The sequence below is a fragment of the Pseudomonas sp. 43(2021) genome (assembly GCF_017490805.1).
In the GTDB taxonomy this organism is placed as follows: domain Bacteria; phylum Pseudomonadota; class Gammaproteobacteria; order Pseudomonadales; family Pseudomonadaceae; genus Aquipseudomonas.
Genome location: NZ_JAFGYJ010000005.1, coordinates 93,748 through 109,350 on the forward strand (window position 1 = coordinate 93,748; position 15,603 = coordinate 109,350).

The window sequence follows — 15,603 nt, forward strand, 5'->3', positions numbered from 1 at the left end:
AAAAGGTTTGCGTTTTAAAAGAACGCTGGTATGATGCGCGGCATTGGAGAGATGCCGGAGTGGTCGAACGGGACGGATTCGAAATCCGTTGTACTGGCAACAGTACCTAGGGTTCAAATCCCTATCTCTCCGCCATACAAGATGAAGCCCCTGGGAACGAAAGTTTTCAGGGGCTTTTTCGTTGTGTGGCGCGAAGTTGTTTGTAGCGAGCATCCCATTTGCGCGTGCGAGCCTATGAAGACGCGGGGAGCTTCTTGAGCGGCCTGACGGTGAGTTCTACGCCCAGGGCAAGCATCAGCTTCTGAATTGTAGAAAAACGGGTTTTATCGCCGCCCTTCAAAGTTTTGTAGAGAGACTCGCGGTTGACGCCTGCGTCTTGCGCAAACTGGTTAACGCCCTTGGCTTTTGCCACTTCACCCAGGGCATGCATCAGGATTTGAGCATCGTTAGCCTTCATAGCCTCTGCCAGAAATGCTGCGATGGTTTCTGGGCTGTCGAGAAACCGGGATGCCTCGAATCGTTTGGTATTGCTCAAGTCCAGATCAAGGATTGGCATGTCTTCAGGGGTGGATTTGTCGCTCATCGTTTTTTACCTCGTACCGCATCAAGAATTTCCTTGGCTCGTTTGATGGCTCTGTGTTGATCCGTTTTATCGCTGCCATAGAGCATCAGGTAGCGGGTTGGGCCCGTTCGTACGAAGTAGATTCGATATCCGGGGCCGACAAACACGCGCATCTCACTGACACCATCGCCAACCGATTCGATATCACCGAAGCTGTCATTTTCGGCTCTGGCAATCCTTGAGGTGACAGCACCTCTGCCGATTTGACCGAGTGGCCCTGCGGAAACGAGGTGGAGGCCATTACGCAATGGTTGGTTGCGCCTAGCCTGATGATCGCCTTCCTGCGTTGGTCTTGAATGGCGATGAAGAGACGAGGCTAAGGTGCGGGCTGTGCACTGGCAACGAATACAGCGGGTTTGCTGTTTGTTTGGGAAATGGACTACATCGCGATGGAAGGGGTCGCATTACCGCGTGGGGCCGGAGCGTATTTGAGTGTGATCGCGACGAGATGCGATGAATGAAGCCCCTGGGTGTTATGCGTTTCCAAGGGCTTCCTTTTTTCTTATTTTTTCATCATCCCCAATTCAGCATCATCCAGCAGCGCCTTTGCCATCGCACTCAGGTAATGCGAGGCCCAGATCAGCTTCTGGTCGCCATCCATCAAACCGGTGATGATCAGGTCGCGGACGTAGCCCATCAGTTCCGATGCCTGTTCGCGGGCGTCCTGGCAGGGGATGCCGGGCTCGATGCGGAACAGCGGGTGGGTGTTGTTTTCGCCTTGGTAGAAGCAGGTCTTGCCGACTGTGGTGGGTTGTTTTGTGTCGTCGGTGGGCATTGGTGAATCTCCCTGGGATTTTGGGTGTCTGTACAGGCCTCTTCGCGGGTGAACCCGCTCCCACAGGTACGGCGCAGTACTTGAGGGCAATGATTACCCCTGTGGGAGCGGGTTTACCCGCGAAGAGGCCAGACCTGCTTAGTGCAAGGTGCGCGGCTCAACCGGTAAATGGGCCTGCATCTGCAATTGCATCAATGCCGACTCGACCAGGCCCTGTACTGCTTCCATTTCATGGATCACAGCCTGCATCACGATCGAACTTGGGGCCGTGGGTTTGAGTTGCACGGATTGGCGGGCCACGAACAGGGCGCAGAGTACGTACTCTGAGGACTGGACCAGGGTGTCTTGCAGAGCCTGGGTGGAATCGAGGGAGTGGGGTGGATCGGGGACCATCTTGCGCATGTAAAGCTCCTTGGGTAAGTGGAGCCGCCTGGCAACGCTGTCAAACGAATGGGGGCAGCTATACATGGGTTGACAGACCGGTTACCCAAGACCCGGCGCACACGAATGTGCCCCATGCACAGCTGCCATAACGCGCTGCAACGGAAACTTGAGTAGTCGGCCTGTCAAAGCCGGTCGTTGATTTTGCAACGACAAACCGAGACTAGAGCGCGACCCAATCCGTCGCAACAGTTTGAGCGGGTTGGCAGTATGTTTGGGAAATGGCCTACAAGGAAGGGGATTATTCTGAGTTTCAACTGTAGGACCGGGAGCGCAACGCGCCCCCCAGGGCCCTCAGCGCATCGCCGCCAGCTTGATGCCAAACCCCACCAGGCAAGCCCCTGCCAACCGCTCGAACATATTGGATATCCGCGGATTGGCGCGCATGCGTTCGGCCAACTGGTGCGTCAGTACCACCGCAATCAACCCGTACAGGAAGGTCACCACCGCCACCGTCGCCGCGAGGAAGCCGAAGGTCACCAGCCCCTGGTGTTTCACCGGGTCGACGAACAGCGGGAAGAACGCCATGTAGAACATGATCGCCTTGGGGTTGAGCAGGGTGATCATCATGGTCTGGCGCAGGTACTGGCCGTTGTCCATGCGGCTGGCCCGCGGCGCGCCACCGGGTTTGCTCAGCAGCATGCGCAGGCCCAGGTACGCCAGGTACGCGGCACCGGCCCACTGCACCACATGAAAGGCGGCAGGGTAGGCGGCCAGCAGGGTGGCAACGCCAGCCACCGCCAGCCACAGCAGCACTTGGTCACCCAGGATTACCCCACAGGTCGCAGCCATGCCGGCCTTGATCCCGCCCTTGCCCGTGGCGGTGATCAGGGCGAAGTTGCCCGGGCCGGGGATGGCCAGGACGATGATGAAGGCGATGACGAACGCGCCGTAGTCGGTGACGCCGAGCATGGGGAACTCCTGTAGGGCAGTGAGAAAGCAGCGTTCAAGACTATCGTCGCCACCCGCTCACTTTTCAACCATGCATTGCGAATTGGACATAACATCCGGTTTCAGGAAAGTGAGACATTGCTTGCAACCGCAACGTATTGTTGCGCGGCTGCAACGAACAAGTGCCATCCGCTGCTTGGATCCAATGCCCAGGTTCTGTATCATCCCGCCGCCATCAGACGATGGCCGAAGACGATTCATTTAAAGGATTTAGTATGAAAAAGCTGTTCAAGGCTACCGTAGCCGTTGCTGTCGTTTCGGGTGTTGCCCTGCTGTCGGGTTGCACCGGCCAGGTTTACAACCAGCCGAAAAACTGCACCTACGACTACCTGTTCCACCCTTCGGTTTCCATCTCCAAGATCATCGGTGGCTGCGGCCCGATCGATAAACTGCCTCAGCAGCAGTAATCTTGGCGGTACCCTGATCGCGACGCTTGCGGCGTGATCCAAGGCCCCCGGTCATGTACATGATCGGGGGTTTTTGTTTTTCGGCGTGACATTCTGCCACTGAGGCAACCCGTCGCCTTGACGTTCCGGGCGGCAATTTGTTTGTGCTGGCATTTGAGCTACAATCGGAAAAACGATTCAGCCTTGTCGGTCAATTCGACAAAAGGCCGAGTCGTTTTCTGGTTCTCTGGCTGCTGAATAACGATCAACAACAAGCCTGCGCTGCAGAACACGCTTTACCTGGGCCAGCCACAGGCCCGCCCTCTGTTCTCCTGACTGGAATCGATCAATGTTCAAGAAAGCTGGCAAGACCTTGCTGGGTCTGGCTGTCGCTGCAAGCGTCATGCAAGCGCACGCCGCAGAAACCAAGAAAGTAGATGTGCTGCTGGTCGGCGGCGGCATCATGAGTTCGACACTGGCCGTGTGGCTGCACGAGCTGGAGCCAAGCTGGTCGATGGAAATGGTCGAGCGCCTGGATGGCGTGGCCGAAGAAAGCTCCAACGGCTGGAACAACGCCGGTACCGGCCACTCCGCGCTGGCCGAGCTGAACTACACCCCGGAAGACAAAGACGGTAACGTCAACATCGCCAAGGCCATCGAAATCAACGAAGCCTTCCAGGTCTCCCGCCAGTTCTGGGCGTGGCAGGTCCGCCAGGGCGTGCTGAAGAACCCGCACTCGTTCATCAACACCACGCCGCACATGAGCTTCGTGTGGGGCGATGACAACATCAAGTTCCTGAAGAAGCGTTATGACGCGCTGCAGGCCAGCCCGCTGTTCCGCCCGATGCAGTACTCCGAGGACCACGCGCAGATCGCCAAGTGGGTCCCGCTGATGATGGAAGGCCGCGACCCGAACCAGAAACTGGCCGTGACCTGGACGCCGATCGGCACTGACGTCAACTTCGGCGAGATCACCCGCCAGTTCGTCGGCCACCTGAAAACCCAGGAAAACTTCGACCTGAAGCTGTCCAGCGAAGTGCAGGACATCACCCGCAACAAGGACGGTTCGTGGCACGTCGAGTACAAGAACCTGAAGGACGGTAGCGAATCGGCCACCGACGCCAAGTTCCTGTTCATCGGTGCCGGCGGCGGCGCGCTGAAGCTGCTGCAGAAGTCGGGCATTCCTGAAGCCAAGGAATACGCAGGCTTCCCGGTGGGTGGCTCGTTCCTGGTGACCGAGAACCCGACCGTGGCCATGCAGCACATGGCCAAGGCCTACGGCATCGCCTCGACCGGCGCACCACCCATGTCGGTACCGCACCTGGACACCCGCGTGCTGGACGGCAAGCGCGTGATCCTGTTTGGCCCATTCGCCACCTTCTCGACCAAGTTCCTGAAGAACGGCTCGTACCTGGACCTGTTGAGCAGCACCACCACCCACAACGTGTGGCCGATGACCAAGGTCGGCATCGACCAGTACCCGCTGGTGGAGTACCTCGCTGGCCAGCTGATGCTGTCTGACGACGACCGCTTCGAAGCCCTGCGCACCTACTTCCCGAACGCCAAGAAGGAAGACTGGCGCCTGTGGCAGGCCGGCCAGCGCGTGCAGATCATCAAGCGTGATGCCGAGAAGGGCGGCGTGCTGAAGCTGGGCACTGAAGTGGTCGCTTCCGAAGACCGCACCATTGCCGGCCTGCTGGGTGCATCGCCAGGTGCTTCGACTGCTGCACCGATCATGCTGAACGTGCTGGAAACCGTGTTCAAGGAGAAGGTCGCTACCCCTGAGTGGCAGGCCAAGATCAAGCAGATCGTGCCGAGCTATGGCACCAAGCTGAACGACTCGGCGGCGGCCACCCAGAAAGAGTGGAACTACACCGCTGAAGTGCTGCAACTGGAGAAGCCACCGGTGATCGACGAAAGCGTCGGCACTGCGGTTGCACCGAGCCAGCCGGTCGAGAGCAAGCCTGAGAATGACATGGCGCTGTAATCGGCCATTGTTGTGAAAGAAGCCACGGGGGAGACCTCGTGGCTTTTTTGTTGCCTGTTCCGGCCCTTTCGCGGGTAAACCCGCTCCCACAGGGATAGCGCCAAGCCTGTGGCCAACGCGGTCCGTGTGGGAGCGGGTTTACCCGCGAAGAGGCCGGCACAGGAAAATCATTGCTGCCGCAGAATGCAGTCCAGCAACCCGGGAAACCGCTCCCCCAGCATCTCGCTACGCAACGAATTCATATGGGTAGTCCCCACATTGCGGGTATGCACCAACCCCGCATCACGCAGCACGCGAAAGTGGTGGGACATGCTCGACTTCGGCCGGCCGCCGTCCAGCTCGCCGCAGCTGGCTTCGGCCACGCCCGCCAGGTGGCGCACGATACCCAGGCGCACCGGGTCGCTCAGGGCATAGAGCAGGCGTTCCAGGGTGAGGTCTTCGGAATTGGGATGTTGATAAGCTCGCATGGTGTTCATGATAACGGGGCTATCATTAATTGCCATAGTTCGATTATGATCGAACTATCGTAATCAAATAGCCCAGGAGCTTGCCCATGTCCGCCTTGTTCGAACCGTACACCCTCAAGGACGTTACCCTGCGCAACCGCATTGCCATCCCGCCGATGTGCCAGTACATGGCCGAGGACGGCATGATCAACGACTGGCACCACGTGCACCTGGCCGGTCTGGCCCGTGGCGGTGCCGGCCTGCTGGTGGTCGAGGCCACTGCAGTAGCCCCGGAAGGGCGCATCACCCCCGGTTGCGCCGGTATCTGGAGCGATGCCCACGCCCAGGCTTTCGTGCCAGTGGTGCAGGCAATCAAGGCCGCCGGTTCCGTGCCGGGTATCCAGATTGCCCATGCCGGGCGCAAGGCCAGCGCCAACCGCCCGTGGGAAGGTGATGACCACATCGCTGCCGACGACCCCCGCGGCTGGGAAACCATCGCCCCGTCCGCCATCGCCTTCGGTGCACACCTGCCGCAAGTGCCGCGCGAGATGACCCTGGACGACATCGCCCGGGTCAAGCAGGACTTCGTCGATGCCGCCCGCCGGGCGCGTGATGCCGGCTTCGAGTGGATCGAACTGCACTTTGCCCATGGCTACCTGGGCCAGAGCTTCTTCTCCGAACACTCCAACAAGCGTACCGATGCCTACGGTGGCAGCTTCGACAACCGTAGCCGCTTCTTGCTGGAAACCCTGGCAGCGGTGCGTGAGGTATGGCCAGAAAACCTGCCACTGACCGCGCGTTTTGGTGTGCTGGAATACGATGGCCGCGATGAGCAGACCCTGGAAGAGTCGATCGAACTGGCGCGCCGCTTCAAGGCCGGTGGCCTTGACCTGCTGAGCGTGAGTGTCGGCTTCACCATTCCTGACACCAAGATCCCGTGGGGCCCGGCGTTCATGGGGCCGATTGCCGAGCGTGTGCGCCGCGAGGCGAAGCTGCCGGTGACTTCGGCGTGGGGTTTTGGTACGCCGCAACTGGCGGAAGCAGCGCTGCAGGCCAACCAGCTGGACCTGGTGTCGGTAGGGCGTGCGCACCTGGCTGACCCGCACTGGGCATATTTTGCGGCCAAGGAGCTGGGGGTGGAGAAAGCCTCCTGGACCTTGCCGGCACCGTATGCGCACTGGCTGGAGCGTTATCGCTGAGGCATGAAGGGGCTGCTTTGCAGCCCATTCGCGGGTACACCCGCTGCCACAGGATCTCCACTGCCCTCAAGGCCTGTGCGATCCCTGTGGGAGCGGGTTCACCCGCGAAGAGGCCAGTACAGGCTAAAACCGGTCCAACCGGTAAGCCGCCATATCAGCCCCACTGTCCCTGTCAGCCAACCGCCCCACCCACTCCGCCGTCACCGCCGCCTGGGTCAACCCCAGGTGCTGATGCCCGAACGCCAACAGCACCCGCCCGTCACACACCCGGTCGATCACCGGCAACGAATCCGGCAACGAAGGCCGGAAGCCCATCCACGGCGTCGCTCCCTCCACACTCAAGTCCCGCTGGAACAAGCCCTTGCTCAACCGGTGCAACTGCCACGCTCGTTGCATGCTCGGCGGCGCGTCCAGCCCGGCGAATTCCACGGTGCCGGCCAGGCGCAAACCCTCGGCCATGGGCGTCATGATGAACTTGCGTTCCAGCGATGTGACTGCAAACGGCAGGCGCTGATGCTCGCCAGGCAACATCAGGTGGTAGCCGCGCTCGGTATCCAGTGGCACCTGCTTGCCGGTCAGCGCGCCGGTCAACCGCGCAGAGTGCGCGCCACAACTGATCAGCACCTGGCGGGCATCGAGGGTGCCCTGGTCGCTGGCCAGGCTGACTCCGCCGCTGTGCAGCCGCCCGCCATCGACCTGTGCCTGGACAAAGCGCACACCACTGGCCTTGGCAGCTTCGAACAAATCGCACACTACCCGGTAGGGATCGATGAAGTGGCCGGTACGCGGAAAGAACAGCCCGCCCAACAGTGACGGGCTCAACTGCGGCGCCGCCTCGCGCACGGTGTCGGCCGACCAGAAGTCCACCGGCACCGCCTGCTGTTGCAAGCGTGCGCGCAAGGCCTCCAGCGCCTGGCGCGACTCAGGCCGTTCGAACACCAGCAACGAGCCATCTTCCTGGAACAGTTCGCTGCGCCCGATCGAACCCAGCAACCGCTGCCAGGCACCCAGGCTGCCTTCGTTCAATGTGCGAATGCCGGCCACGCTGCGCTGAAACGGGCCCGGGCGCAGGTTGAGCAGCAGGCGGGTGAACCAGGGCATGGCCTTGGGCAGGTACTTCCAGTCCAGGCGTAGCGGGCCCATCGGGTCCAGCAGCATGCGCGGCAGGCGTTTGAGGATCGACAGGTCGGCAATCGGGAATACCTGCTCGGTAGCCAGGTGCCCGGCGTTGCCGTAGGACGCGCCCTGGCCGGGTGCCTGGCGGTCGACCAGGGTTACCCGGCGGCCCTGGCGGGCCAGTTGCAGGGCACAGGCGACGCCGACAATGCCGGCGCCGACCACGGCGATATCGGTTTCAGCGGTTTCGACCATGCTCAGCCTTCCCGTTTACCGTCGAGCAGGCGCCGCAGTTGCAGCGGGTTGCCGTGTTTCAGCGCCGGCGGCAGCAGGGCATCGGGGAAGTCCTGGTAGCACACCGGGCGCAGGAAGCGCAGGATTGCCGCCGTGCCCACCGAGGTGGTGCGGGCGTCGGAGGTGGCCGGGAACGGCCCGCCGTGGACCATCGCGTCGCATACCTCTACACCGGTCGGCCAGCCATTGACCAGAATGCGGCCAGCCTTGCGCTCAAGGGTCGGCAGCAGGGCGCGGGCGTTGTCGATGTCGGCATCGTCCAGTTGCAGGGTGGCGGTCAGTTGGCCTTCCAGATGCTCGGCCACCTGGCGGACCTGCTCATCGTTGGCGCAGGCCACCACCAGCGACGCCGCGCCGAAGACCTCGGCCTGCAACGCCGGATCGGCGAGGAACGCTTCGGCCTGGGTCACGAACAGCTGCGCCTGGCACTGGTTGGGGCCTTGCCCGGCCTGGCCACTGGCGGCGGCCTGGGCATTGGCGTTTGCGGCCAGGGCGCCGACACCGGCCTGGTAGGCACTGAAGATGCCTGGGGTGAGCATGGTCTGTGCAGCAGCCTGGCGCACGTGTTCGCTGGCGGCGTTGATGAAACGCTGCAAGTCGGGCCCTTGGCGGGCTATCACAAGGCCGGGGTTGGTGCAGAACTGGCCGGCGCCCTGGGTCAGCGAGGCGACGAAGCCTTGAGCCAGTGCCTCGGCGCGGGCTTGCAGGGCACCGTCGAACAGGAACACCGGGTTGATCGAGCTCATTTCGGCGTACACCGGGATTGGCTCCGGGCGGGCCTGGGCCGCCCGGCACAGCGCAATGCCGCCGCTGCGCGAGCCGGTAAAGCCAACGGCCTTGATGCGCGGGTCGCTGACCAGCGCAATGCCCACTTCACGACCGGAGCCGTACAACAGCGAAAACACGCCGGCCGGCAAGCCGCATTGCTTCACTGCTTGTGCCACTGCCTGGCCTACCAGCTCGCTGGTGCCCGGGTGGGCGCCGTGGGCCTTGACCACCACCGGGCAACCGGCAGCCAGGGCCGAGGCGGTGTCGCCACCGGCCACCGAGAAGGCCAAGGGGAAATTGCTGGCGCCGAATACGGCCACCGGCCCCAGGGCCACCTGGCGCTGGCGCAGGTCGGCACGCGGCAGGGGCTGGCGCTCGGGCAGCGCGTTGTCGACCCGCACATCCAGCCATTCGCCGGCCCGTACCACGCGGGCGAAGGTGCGCAGTTGGGTGCAGGTGCGGCCACGTTCGCCCTGGATGCGCGCCTTGGGCAGGCCGCTTTCGGCCACGGCGCGGTCGATCAGGGCATCGCCCAGCGCTTCGATCTGCGCGGCGATGGTTTCGAGGAATTGTGCCCGTTGTTCGAGCGAGGTTTCGCGGTAGCTATCGAACGCCGCCCAGGCCAAGGCGCAGGCCTGGGTTACGTGTTCGCTGCTGCCACCGAGGTAGGCCGGTTCCAGCGCCTGGCCGGTGGCCGGGTCGATGGCACGGATGGCTTCGCGGCTACCGGTTACCGGTGTCTGGCCGATCAGCAGGTTGCCTGTGAGGGTCATGGGGCCTCCTTTGGAATCAATATCAAGGGAGACCGCAGCTCTTGTGGGAGCGGGTTTACCCGCGAAGCAGGCGACTCGGTGCCTGGCACCGGCTTCGCCGGTGTTCGCGGGTGAACCCGCTCCCACAGGGGCTGCGGCTCGGCCTGAATCAGGCGATCAGGCGATGTTCTGCTCGGCCGACCAGCTGGCGTACCAGGTGCGGAACAGCGCGTACTGCTGCTCGGCATAATTGCGCTGGGCGTCGGTCAGCAGGTCGGTTTCGTTGAAGTGCAGGCTGTATTCGCTGTCGCCGTTCAGCACCATCAGGTGCTTGTAGTACAGCACCAGGTCGCAGCCCTCATCGAACGACGACAGCACCGCCAGCGCCGCTTCCAGTTCCCGTGCCAGGCGGCGGGCCTTGGCGTCACCCTTGGCCGCCTGCTTGCTCAGGCTCACCAGGTGCAGCACCTCACGCGGCAGGGCGTTGCCGATGCCGGTGATGGCGCCGGTGGCGTTGCAGTTGACGAAGCCATGCACCACCTGGGTGTCCACGCCAACCATCAGCGTCACGTCGTCATCCTTGGAGGTGATGTGCTCGGCGGCATAGCGCAGGTCGGCGCCACCGCCGAACTCCTTGAAGCCGATCAGGTTGGGGAACTCGCGGCGCAGTTCGAAGAACAGGTCGGCGCGGGTGGCGAAGCCGTAGTACGGGCTGTTGTAGATCACCGCCGGCAGCTTCGGCGCGGCTGCCAGGATGGCCGAGAAGTGATGCTTCTGGGCAATCAGCGAGGCACCGCGGCTGAGCACGCGAGGGATGACCATCAGGCCGGCGGCACCGACCTTGGCCGCGTGGGCGGCGTGAGATACCGCCTCACGGGTGTTCACCGCGCCGGTACCGACGATGGTCGGGATGCCGGCGGCCACCAGGCGTGCCACGCCTTCCTGGCGCTCGGCCTCGGTCAGCAGCGGCCAGTCGCCCATCGAGCCGCAGTACACCACGGCGCTCATGCCGGCCTCGATCAGCTCGCGGCCCTTGCGCACCAGGGCCTCGAAGTCCGGCTTGCGCTCGGCGGTGCAGGGGGTCATCAGGGCGGGCATGGTGCCGGTGAAGATATTGTTGGTCATTGTTGTTACTCCTCGCACTATTCGTTTTTTGGAAAAAGCCGGGGTCAGATGCCCCAGGCGAACGGGTCCTGTTCGTCGATCAGCAGGGTGCTGTCGGCGGTCATGTAGGCGCGGCCGGTGATGAACGGGCGAATGCGTTCGCCGTCGCGCTCGTAGCGGCCATGGAACTGGCTGCCGGTGATGCTGGCCTGAACCCAGGTCTGGCCTTCGTCGAGCTTGCCGTCGGCGGCCAGGCAGGCCAGCTTGGCGCTGGTGCCGGTGCCGCAGGGCGAGCGGTCGTAGGCCTTGCCGGGGCACATCACGAAGTTGCGGCTGTCGGCGTTGGCGTCGTCGGCAAACAGTTCGACATGGTCGATGGGGGCACCGTTTTCACCGGTGATGCCCTGGGTTTCGAGGGCCTTGAGCATGGCCCAGGTGTACTCGGTCAGCGCCTCACGGTTGTCCAGCTCGATGCGCTGGCCGTGTTCGGAGACGAGGAAAAACCAGTTGCCACCCCAGGCGATGTCACCGCGCACCAGGCCATGGCCGGGCACCTCCACCAGCACCTGCTGGCGGTAGCGATAGGACGGCACGTTGCCAACGGTGATGGCGCCGTCTTCATGCAGGGTGGCGCTGACCTGGCCGACCGGGGTGTCGATCTTGTGCACGCCCGGTGCGATCAGGCCCAGGTGCTGCAGCGAGGCGATCAGGCCGATGGTGCCGTGGCCGCACATGTTCAGGTAGCCAGCGTTGTTGAAGAAGATCACCCCGCATGTGGCGTCGGCCGACACCGGTGGGCAGTACAGCGCACCGACCAGCACATCGTTGCCACGTGGTTCCAGCAGGCAGGCGCGGCGCCATTGGTCGTGCAGCTCGCGCAGTTCGTCGCGTTGCTCGGCCATGCTGCGGCCATGCAGTTGCGGGAAGCCTTTCATCACCAGGCGGGTGGGTTCGCCGCCGGTGTGGGAGTCGATGACGTGAATCTGTTTCATGAGCTTGTCCATTCCGGAGTGGGTCAGGAGGCGACGGCGGCAGGGCGCTGGCCTGGGTAGCTTTCGGCAGAGGCTTCGCTTTCATCCTCACCCTCCAGGCGCACCAGGTGGGCAGGCACGCCGGTGGCCGCGCCCCAGTAGTAGATGCCCAGCGCACAAGCGGCCACGACCACGGTGTCGAACGGGTGGCCGAGCACTCCCAGGCCGCCGAAGCTGCCCAGCCACGACAGCAGGATGGTCACTGCGTAGAAGCCGATCAGCCACGCCGACGAGCGCACTTGCTGGGCCAGCGACAGGTGCTGGGTCGGCACGAAGCGGCCGCACAGCAGGTACAGCACGAACATCACGATCTGCAGGGCCAGCAGCCATGACACGGTCTTCCAGCCCGACCAGTACACGATCAGCGCGGCGATGATGAACGACAGCGGGCCGAGCACGCCCATGCCCTTGACCCGGAACGGGCGCGGCATGTCGGGGGCGTTGCGGCGCAGGGCGGCGACGGTGACCGGGGCCACGGCGTAGCTCAGTACCAGGGCGGCGGAAACCACGTTGATCAGTGCTTCCCAGGACGGGAATGGCAGGGTCCAGAACACCGACAGGCCAAAGGTCAGCCACAGCGCCGGGCGCGGGATGCCGGACTCGGCGTCGATGCGGGTGAAGTACTTGAAGAAGGTGCCGGTCTGCGCCCAGCCATAGACCACGCGCGGGGTGGCGTTCATGTAGATGTTGCCGCAGCCGCTGGGCGAGATCACTGCGTCGGCCACCACCAGGTAGGCCAGCCAACCCACACCCAGGGCCAGGGCGATGTCACGGTAGGGCAGGGCCAGTTCCTTGGTCACGGCGGCCCAGCCGTTGCTCAGCATTTCGGTTGGCACGCTGCCAAGGAAGGCCAGTTGCAGCAGGGCGTAGATCGCGGTGGACAGCAGTACCGAGAGGATCAGCGCGATCGGGATGGTGCGTTGCGGGTTCTTCACCTCGCTGGCCACCGAAATGATCGGTGTCAGGCCCAGGTAGGCGAAGATGATGCCACCGGCCGATACCGCCATTTCAACACCGGACAGACCGAACGGGGCAAAGCCCTGGACCTCGAAGTTTTCCGGCTTGAAGAAGGTGAACAGCACGCCGATTACCAGCAGCGGCACGATGAACTTGAACACACTGACCAGGTTGTTGGCCTTGGCGAAGGTTTTCACGCTGCGGTAGTTGAGGAAGAAGAACAGCCCCAGCAGGGCGAACTGCACCAGCCAGCCGAGCACGGTCGGGTCGCTGGAGCCGGCCTTGGTCAGCCCGGGGAACCAGGCGGCGGCGTATTGGCGCGAGGCGACCACTTCGATGGCGATCAGGCTGGAAAAGGCGATCAGGGTAATGAAGCCCATCAGGTAGCCCAGCAGCGGGCCGTGGGAGTAAACCGGGTAGCGCACCACGCCCCCGGCGCGCGGCAGGGCAGCGCCCAGTTCGCAATAGACGATGCCCAGCAACAGCACGGCGAAGCCGCCAAGGAACCAGGACAGGATGCCGGCCGGGCCGGCGATGGCCGAGACGTGGCTGGCGGCGAACAGCCAGCCGGAGCCGAAGATGGCGCCTAGGCCGATGAAGGTGAGGTCCAGCAATGACAACTGTTTTTTGAATTTGCCTGACATGGGTTCGCCTTTTTGTTGGTTATTGGATAGGCAGGTCTGATGTCACGAGATGCGGCTTTTTGGGCCGCGCTCTTGTAGGACTTGGGGCGGCTTGCGTGGGGCATAGAGTGGACCGATCAGGGCGGCGGATCTTGATGGTTTTCTGCAGGGCTGATGACGAAATCGGCACAGTTGCAGAAAAACAGTGGCGAGAGGAACGGGGGGTGAATAGGCTGTAAGCCATACCGCATAAGGGTTGTAGACATTTACTCGCTGTGCCGGCCCTTTCGCGGGTAAACCCGCTCCCACAGGTACCCCCGCAGCTTCGAGGGCTGCGCAGTACCTGTGGGAGCGGGTTTACCCGCGAAAGGGCCGGCACAGCAGACCGAGACAGAGCAGATGACCAACACCCCCCTGGCAACCCTGTACCAGTCCCTCGACCAGCACCGCCCCGCCAGCCTCGAGGCGCTGCTCGCCGGTGTCTCCCTGCTGCTGCCAATCCTCGACGCCATCCCCAACGCCGCGATCTTCATCAAGGACCCGGCCGCCCGCTACGTGCTGGCCAACAACACCCTGGTCCAGCGCTGCGGCCTCAAGCGCCTGCAACCGCTGCTAGGGAAGACCAGTGCCGAAGTGTTCCCGGCACAGCTGGGCCCCGGCTACACCGAGCAGGATCGTCGTGTACTCAAGGAAGGGTTGGTATTGGCAGACCAGCTGGAACTGCACCTGTACGGCAGCCGCGAGCCTGGCTGGTGCCTGACCCACAAGCGCCCGCTGTACAACCAGGCCGGCGAGATCATCGGCCTGGTCGGCATCTCGGTCGATTTGCAATCAGCCGCCGACAGCCACCCCGCGTACCAGCGCCTGGCCGCGGTGGACGAGCATATCCGCCGGCATTTCCACCAGCCGATCAGCATGGGCGAGCTGACCCGTATCGCCGGCATCTCCGTGGCCCAGCTGGAGCGTTACTGCAAGCGAGTGTTCCACCTCACGCCAAGGCAGATGATCCACAAGGCGCGCCTGGAACACGCTCACCGCCTGCTGCACTCGGAAATGCCGATCACTGATGTGGCGATGCGCTGCGGCTATACCGACCACAGCGCCTTCAGCCGCCAGTTCAAGCAGCTGACCGGCTTCACCCCGCGCCAGTACCGCCAGGCGACCAGCGCTCAGCTGGCCTGAAACAGCGCCCGCGCCTCATCGAAGCACTGCTCGGCAATGGCCGAACGCGGCTCGCTACGGCGCAGCAGCAGGCCGACCGGGCTGTGGATCGCGGCGTCGGCCACCGGCAGGATGCGCAGGTGCTCGCTCAGGTCTTCCAGGCCGCAGTCCAGTGGCATGACCGCGCAGCACATGCCGGTGTTGATGGCCTGGATCAGCTGGAAGCTCGAGTCGCTTTCCAGCACCGCATTCGGCTCCAGGCCACGGCTGCGGAAACTCAGGTCCAGCGACTGGCGGTAATGCATGCCCTTGCTCAGCAGGCCCAGCGGAATGTCGCCCAGCTCGTCCCAGCGCAGGGTATCGCTGGTGAACTGGAAGTGCCGGGTATCGTGCAGCAGGCCCATGGTGGTGGTGCCCAGTTCGATCACTTCGAAGAAGCTGGTGTTGACCTGGTCGAGGTAGCAGATGCCCAGGTCGAGCTGGTTGCGGCTGAGTCCGTCGATGATCTGTTCCGAGCTGAGCGAACTGAGCTGGAAGTGCAGTTCAGGGTATTTTTCACGCAGCGGCAGCAACAGGTGCATGGGGTTGAAACTGGCCAGCGGCACCGTGCCCAGGCGCAGGCTGCCGACCACCTGGCCACGGCAGCTGGCGGCTTCGGCCTGCAGGCCGTCGTGAGCGGCGAGCAGGGTGCGGGCCCAGGCCAGGATGCGCTCGCCGGCCTCGGTGAAACCCTCGAAGCGCTGGCCACGCTTGACCAGCACCAGGTCCAGTTCGTCTTCCAGGTTGCGCAGGCGCATGGACAGCGTCGGCTGGGTGATATGGCACAGCGCCGCCGCCTGGCCGAAGTGGCGGGTCTGGTCGAGGGCGATGAGGAATTTGAGCTGCTTGATGTCCATGGAAGTGCCTGGTAGCGGGTTGTGCAGACCTTAACCCACGTCTGCGATAGATGTCATTGATCAGTCGGTACGCCATATCGATTGGACGCTCCTG

16 protein-coding genes and 1 tRNA gene are annotated in these 15,603 nt (G+C 63.2%); 5 read left to right on the forward strand and 12 right to left on the reverse strand.

Annotated elements, in window-relative coordinates; translation table 11 throughout:
• The first annotated feature begins 45 nt into the window (after positions 1 to 45).
• Positions 46 to 135 (forward strand) — tRNA-Ser (locus J5M71_RS05995).
• Between the two features lie 97 nt (positions 136 to 232).
• Here J5M71_RS05995 and J5M71_RS06000 read toward each other — a convergent pair.
• From J5M71_RS06000 to J5M71_RS06020, 5 genes are all read right to left on the reverse strand, one after another.
• Positions 233 to 583 carry an addiction module antidote protein gene (locus tag J5M71_RS06000; protein ID WP_085590631.1) on the reverse strand — a complete coding sequence of 117 codons (351 nt, stop codon included), beginning with the start codon at positions 581 to 583 and terminating at the stop codon, positions 233 to 235.
• Positions 580 to 870, reverse strand: coding sequence for a type II toxin-antitoxin system RelE/ParE family toxin (locus J5M71_RS06005; protein WP_207830764.1), 291 nt, complete (start codon positions 868 to 870; stop codon positions 580 to 582). Before J5M71_RS06005 ends, J5M71_RS06000 begins: the two co-directional genes overlap by 4 nt.
• Before the next feature lie 254 nt (positions 871 to 1,124).
• Positions 1,125 to 1,397: a DUF3077 domain-containing protein gene (locus J5M71_RS06010; RefSeq protein WP_025340252.1), complete on the reverse strand. Its 273-nt coding sequence runs from the start codon at positions 1,395 to 1,397 to the stop codon at positions 1,125 to 1,127.
• A gap of 138 nt (positions 1,398 to 1,535) precedes the next feature.
• The gene (locus J5M71_RS06015; protein WP_144174751.1) at positions 1,536 to 1,799 is read right to left on the reverse strand and encodes a hypothetical protein; all 264 of its coding nucleotides are present in this window, start codon (positions 1,797 to 1,799) and stop codon (positions 1,536 to 1,538) included.
• 333 nt (positions 1,800 to 2,132) lie between these two features.
• Positions 2,133 to 2,750: a LysE family transporter gene (locus J5M71_RS06020; RefSeq protein ID WP_063913001.1), complete on the reverse strand. Its 618-nt coding sequence runs from the start codon at positions 2,748 to 2,750 to the stop codon at positions 2,133 to 2,135.
• A gap of 254 nt (positions 2,751 to 3,004) precedes the next feature.
• On the opposite strand from J5M71_RS06020, the gene J5M71_RS06025 reads away from it, so the two are divergent.
• Positions 3,005 to 3,196: a YhfL family protein gene (locus tag J5M71_RS06025; RefSeq protein ID WP_003254720.1), complete on the forward strand. Its 192-nt coding sequence runs from the start codon at positions 3,005 to 3,007 to the stop codon at positions 3,194 to 3,196.
• 328 nt (positions 3,197 to 3,524) lie between these two features.
• A complete protein-coding gene (mqo, locus tag J5M71_RS06030) occupies positions 3,525 to 5,162 on the forward strand; it encodes a malate dehydrogenase (quinone) (protein ID WP_207830766.1) in 1,638 nt (545 codons plus the stop codon).
• A 167-nt stretch (positions 5,163 to 5,329) separates the two neighbouring features.
• Here the strand turns inward: mqo and J5M71_RS06035 are convergent, their stop codons facing one another.
• On the reverse strand, positions 5,330 to 5,665 hold the full coding sequence (locus J5M71_RS06035) for a helix-turn-helix domain-containing protein (RefSeq protein WP_207830768.1): 336 nt from the start codon (positions 5,663 to 5,665) through the stop codon (positions 5,330 to 5,332).
• A 50-nt stretch (positions 5,666 to 5,715) separates the two neighbouring features.
• On the opposite strand from J5M71_RS06035, the gene xenA reads away from it, so the two are divergent.
• Complete coding sequence (gene xenA, locus J5M71_RS06040; protein WP_207830770.1) at positions 5,716 to 6,807, forward strand: xenobiotic reductase XenA; 1,092 nt, start codon at positions 5,716 to 5,718, stop codon at positions 6,805 to 6,807.
• A gap of 123 nt (positions 6,808 to 6,930) precedes the next feature.
• Here xenA and J5M71_RS06045 read toward each other — a convergent pair whose 3' ends face one another.
• The 5 genes from J5M71_RS06045 to J5M71_RS06065 all read right to left on the reverse strand — a co-directional run bounded on the left by J5M71_RS06045 (position 6,931) and on the right by J5M71_RS06065 (position 13,473).
• Complete coding sequence (locus J5M71_RS06045) at positions 6,931 to 8,178, reverse strand: FAD-dependent oxidoreductase (protein WP_207830772.1); 1,248 nt, start codon at positions 8,176 to 8,178, stop codon at positions 6,931 to 6,933.
• A gap of 2 nt (positions 8,179 to 8,180) precedes the next feature.
• Positions 8,181 to 9,758 carry an aldehyde dehydrogenase (NADP(+)) gene (locus J5M71_RS06050; protein WP_207830775.1) on the reverse strand — a complete coding sequence of 526 codons (1,578 nt, stop codon included), beginning with the start codon at positions 9,756 to 9,758 and terminating at the stop codon, positions 8,181 to 8,183.
• Between the two features lie 156 nt (positions 9,759 to 9,914).
• Positions 9,915 to 10,862 carry a dihydrodipicolinate synthase family protein gene (locus J5M71_RS06055; RefSeq protein ID WP_207830777.1) on the reverse strand — a complete coding sequence of 316 codons (948 nt, stop codon included), beginning with the start codon at positions 10,860 to 10,862 and terminating at the stop codon, positions 9,915 to 9,917.
• Positions 10,863 to 10,906: 44 nt separating this feature from the next.
• Complete coding sequence (locus tag J5M71_RS06060) at positions 10,907 to 11,833, reverse strand: 4-hydroxyproline epimerase (protein ID WP_207830780.1); 927 nt, start codon at positions 11,831 to 11,833, stop codon at positions 10,907 to 10,909.
• A gap of 23 nt (positions 11,834 to 11,856) precedes the next feature.
• Positions 11,857 to 13,473 carry an APC family permease gene (locus J5M71_RS06065; protein WP_063912991.1) on the reverse strand — a complete coding sequence of 539 codons (1,617 nt, stop codon included), beginning with the start codon at positions 13,471 to 13,473 and terminating at the stop codon, positions 11,857 to 11,859.
• Between the two features lie 378 nt (positions 13,474 to 13,851).
• On the opposite strand from J5M71_RS06065, the gene J5M71_RS06070 reads away from it, so the two are divergent.
• The gene (locus tag J5M71_RS06070) at positions 13,852 to 14,634 is read left to right on the forward strand and encodes an AraC family transcriptional regulator (RefSeq protein WP_207830783.1); all 783 of its coding nucleotides are present in this window, start codon (positions 13,852 to 13,854) and stop codon (positions 14,632 to 14,634) included.
• Here the strand turns inward: J5M71_RS06070 and J5M71_RS06075 are convergent.
• Complete coding sequence (locus tag J5M71_RS06075) at positions 14,622 to 15,509, reverse strand: LysR family transcriptional regulator (protein ID WP_207830786.1); 888 nt, start codon at positions 15,507 to 15,509, stop codon at positions 14,622 to 14,624. The genes J5M71_RS06070 and J5M71_RS06075 overlap by 13 nt on opposite strands.
• Positions 15,510 to 15,603 lie beyond the last annotated feature (94 nt).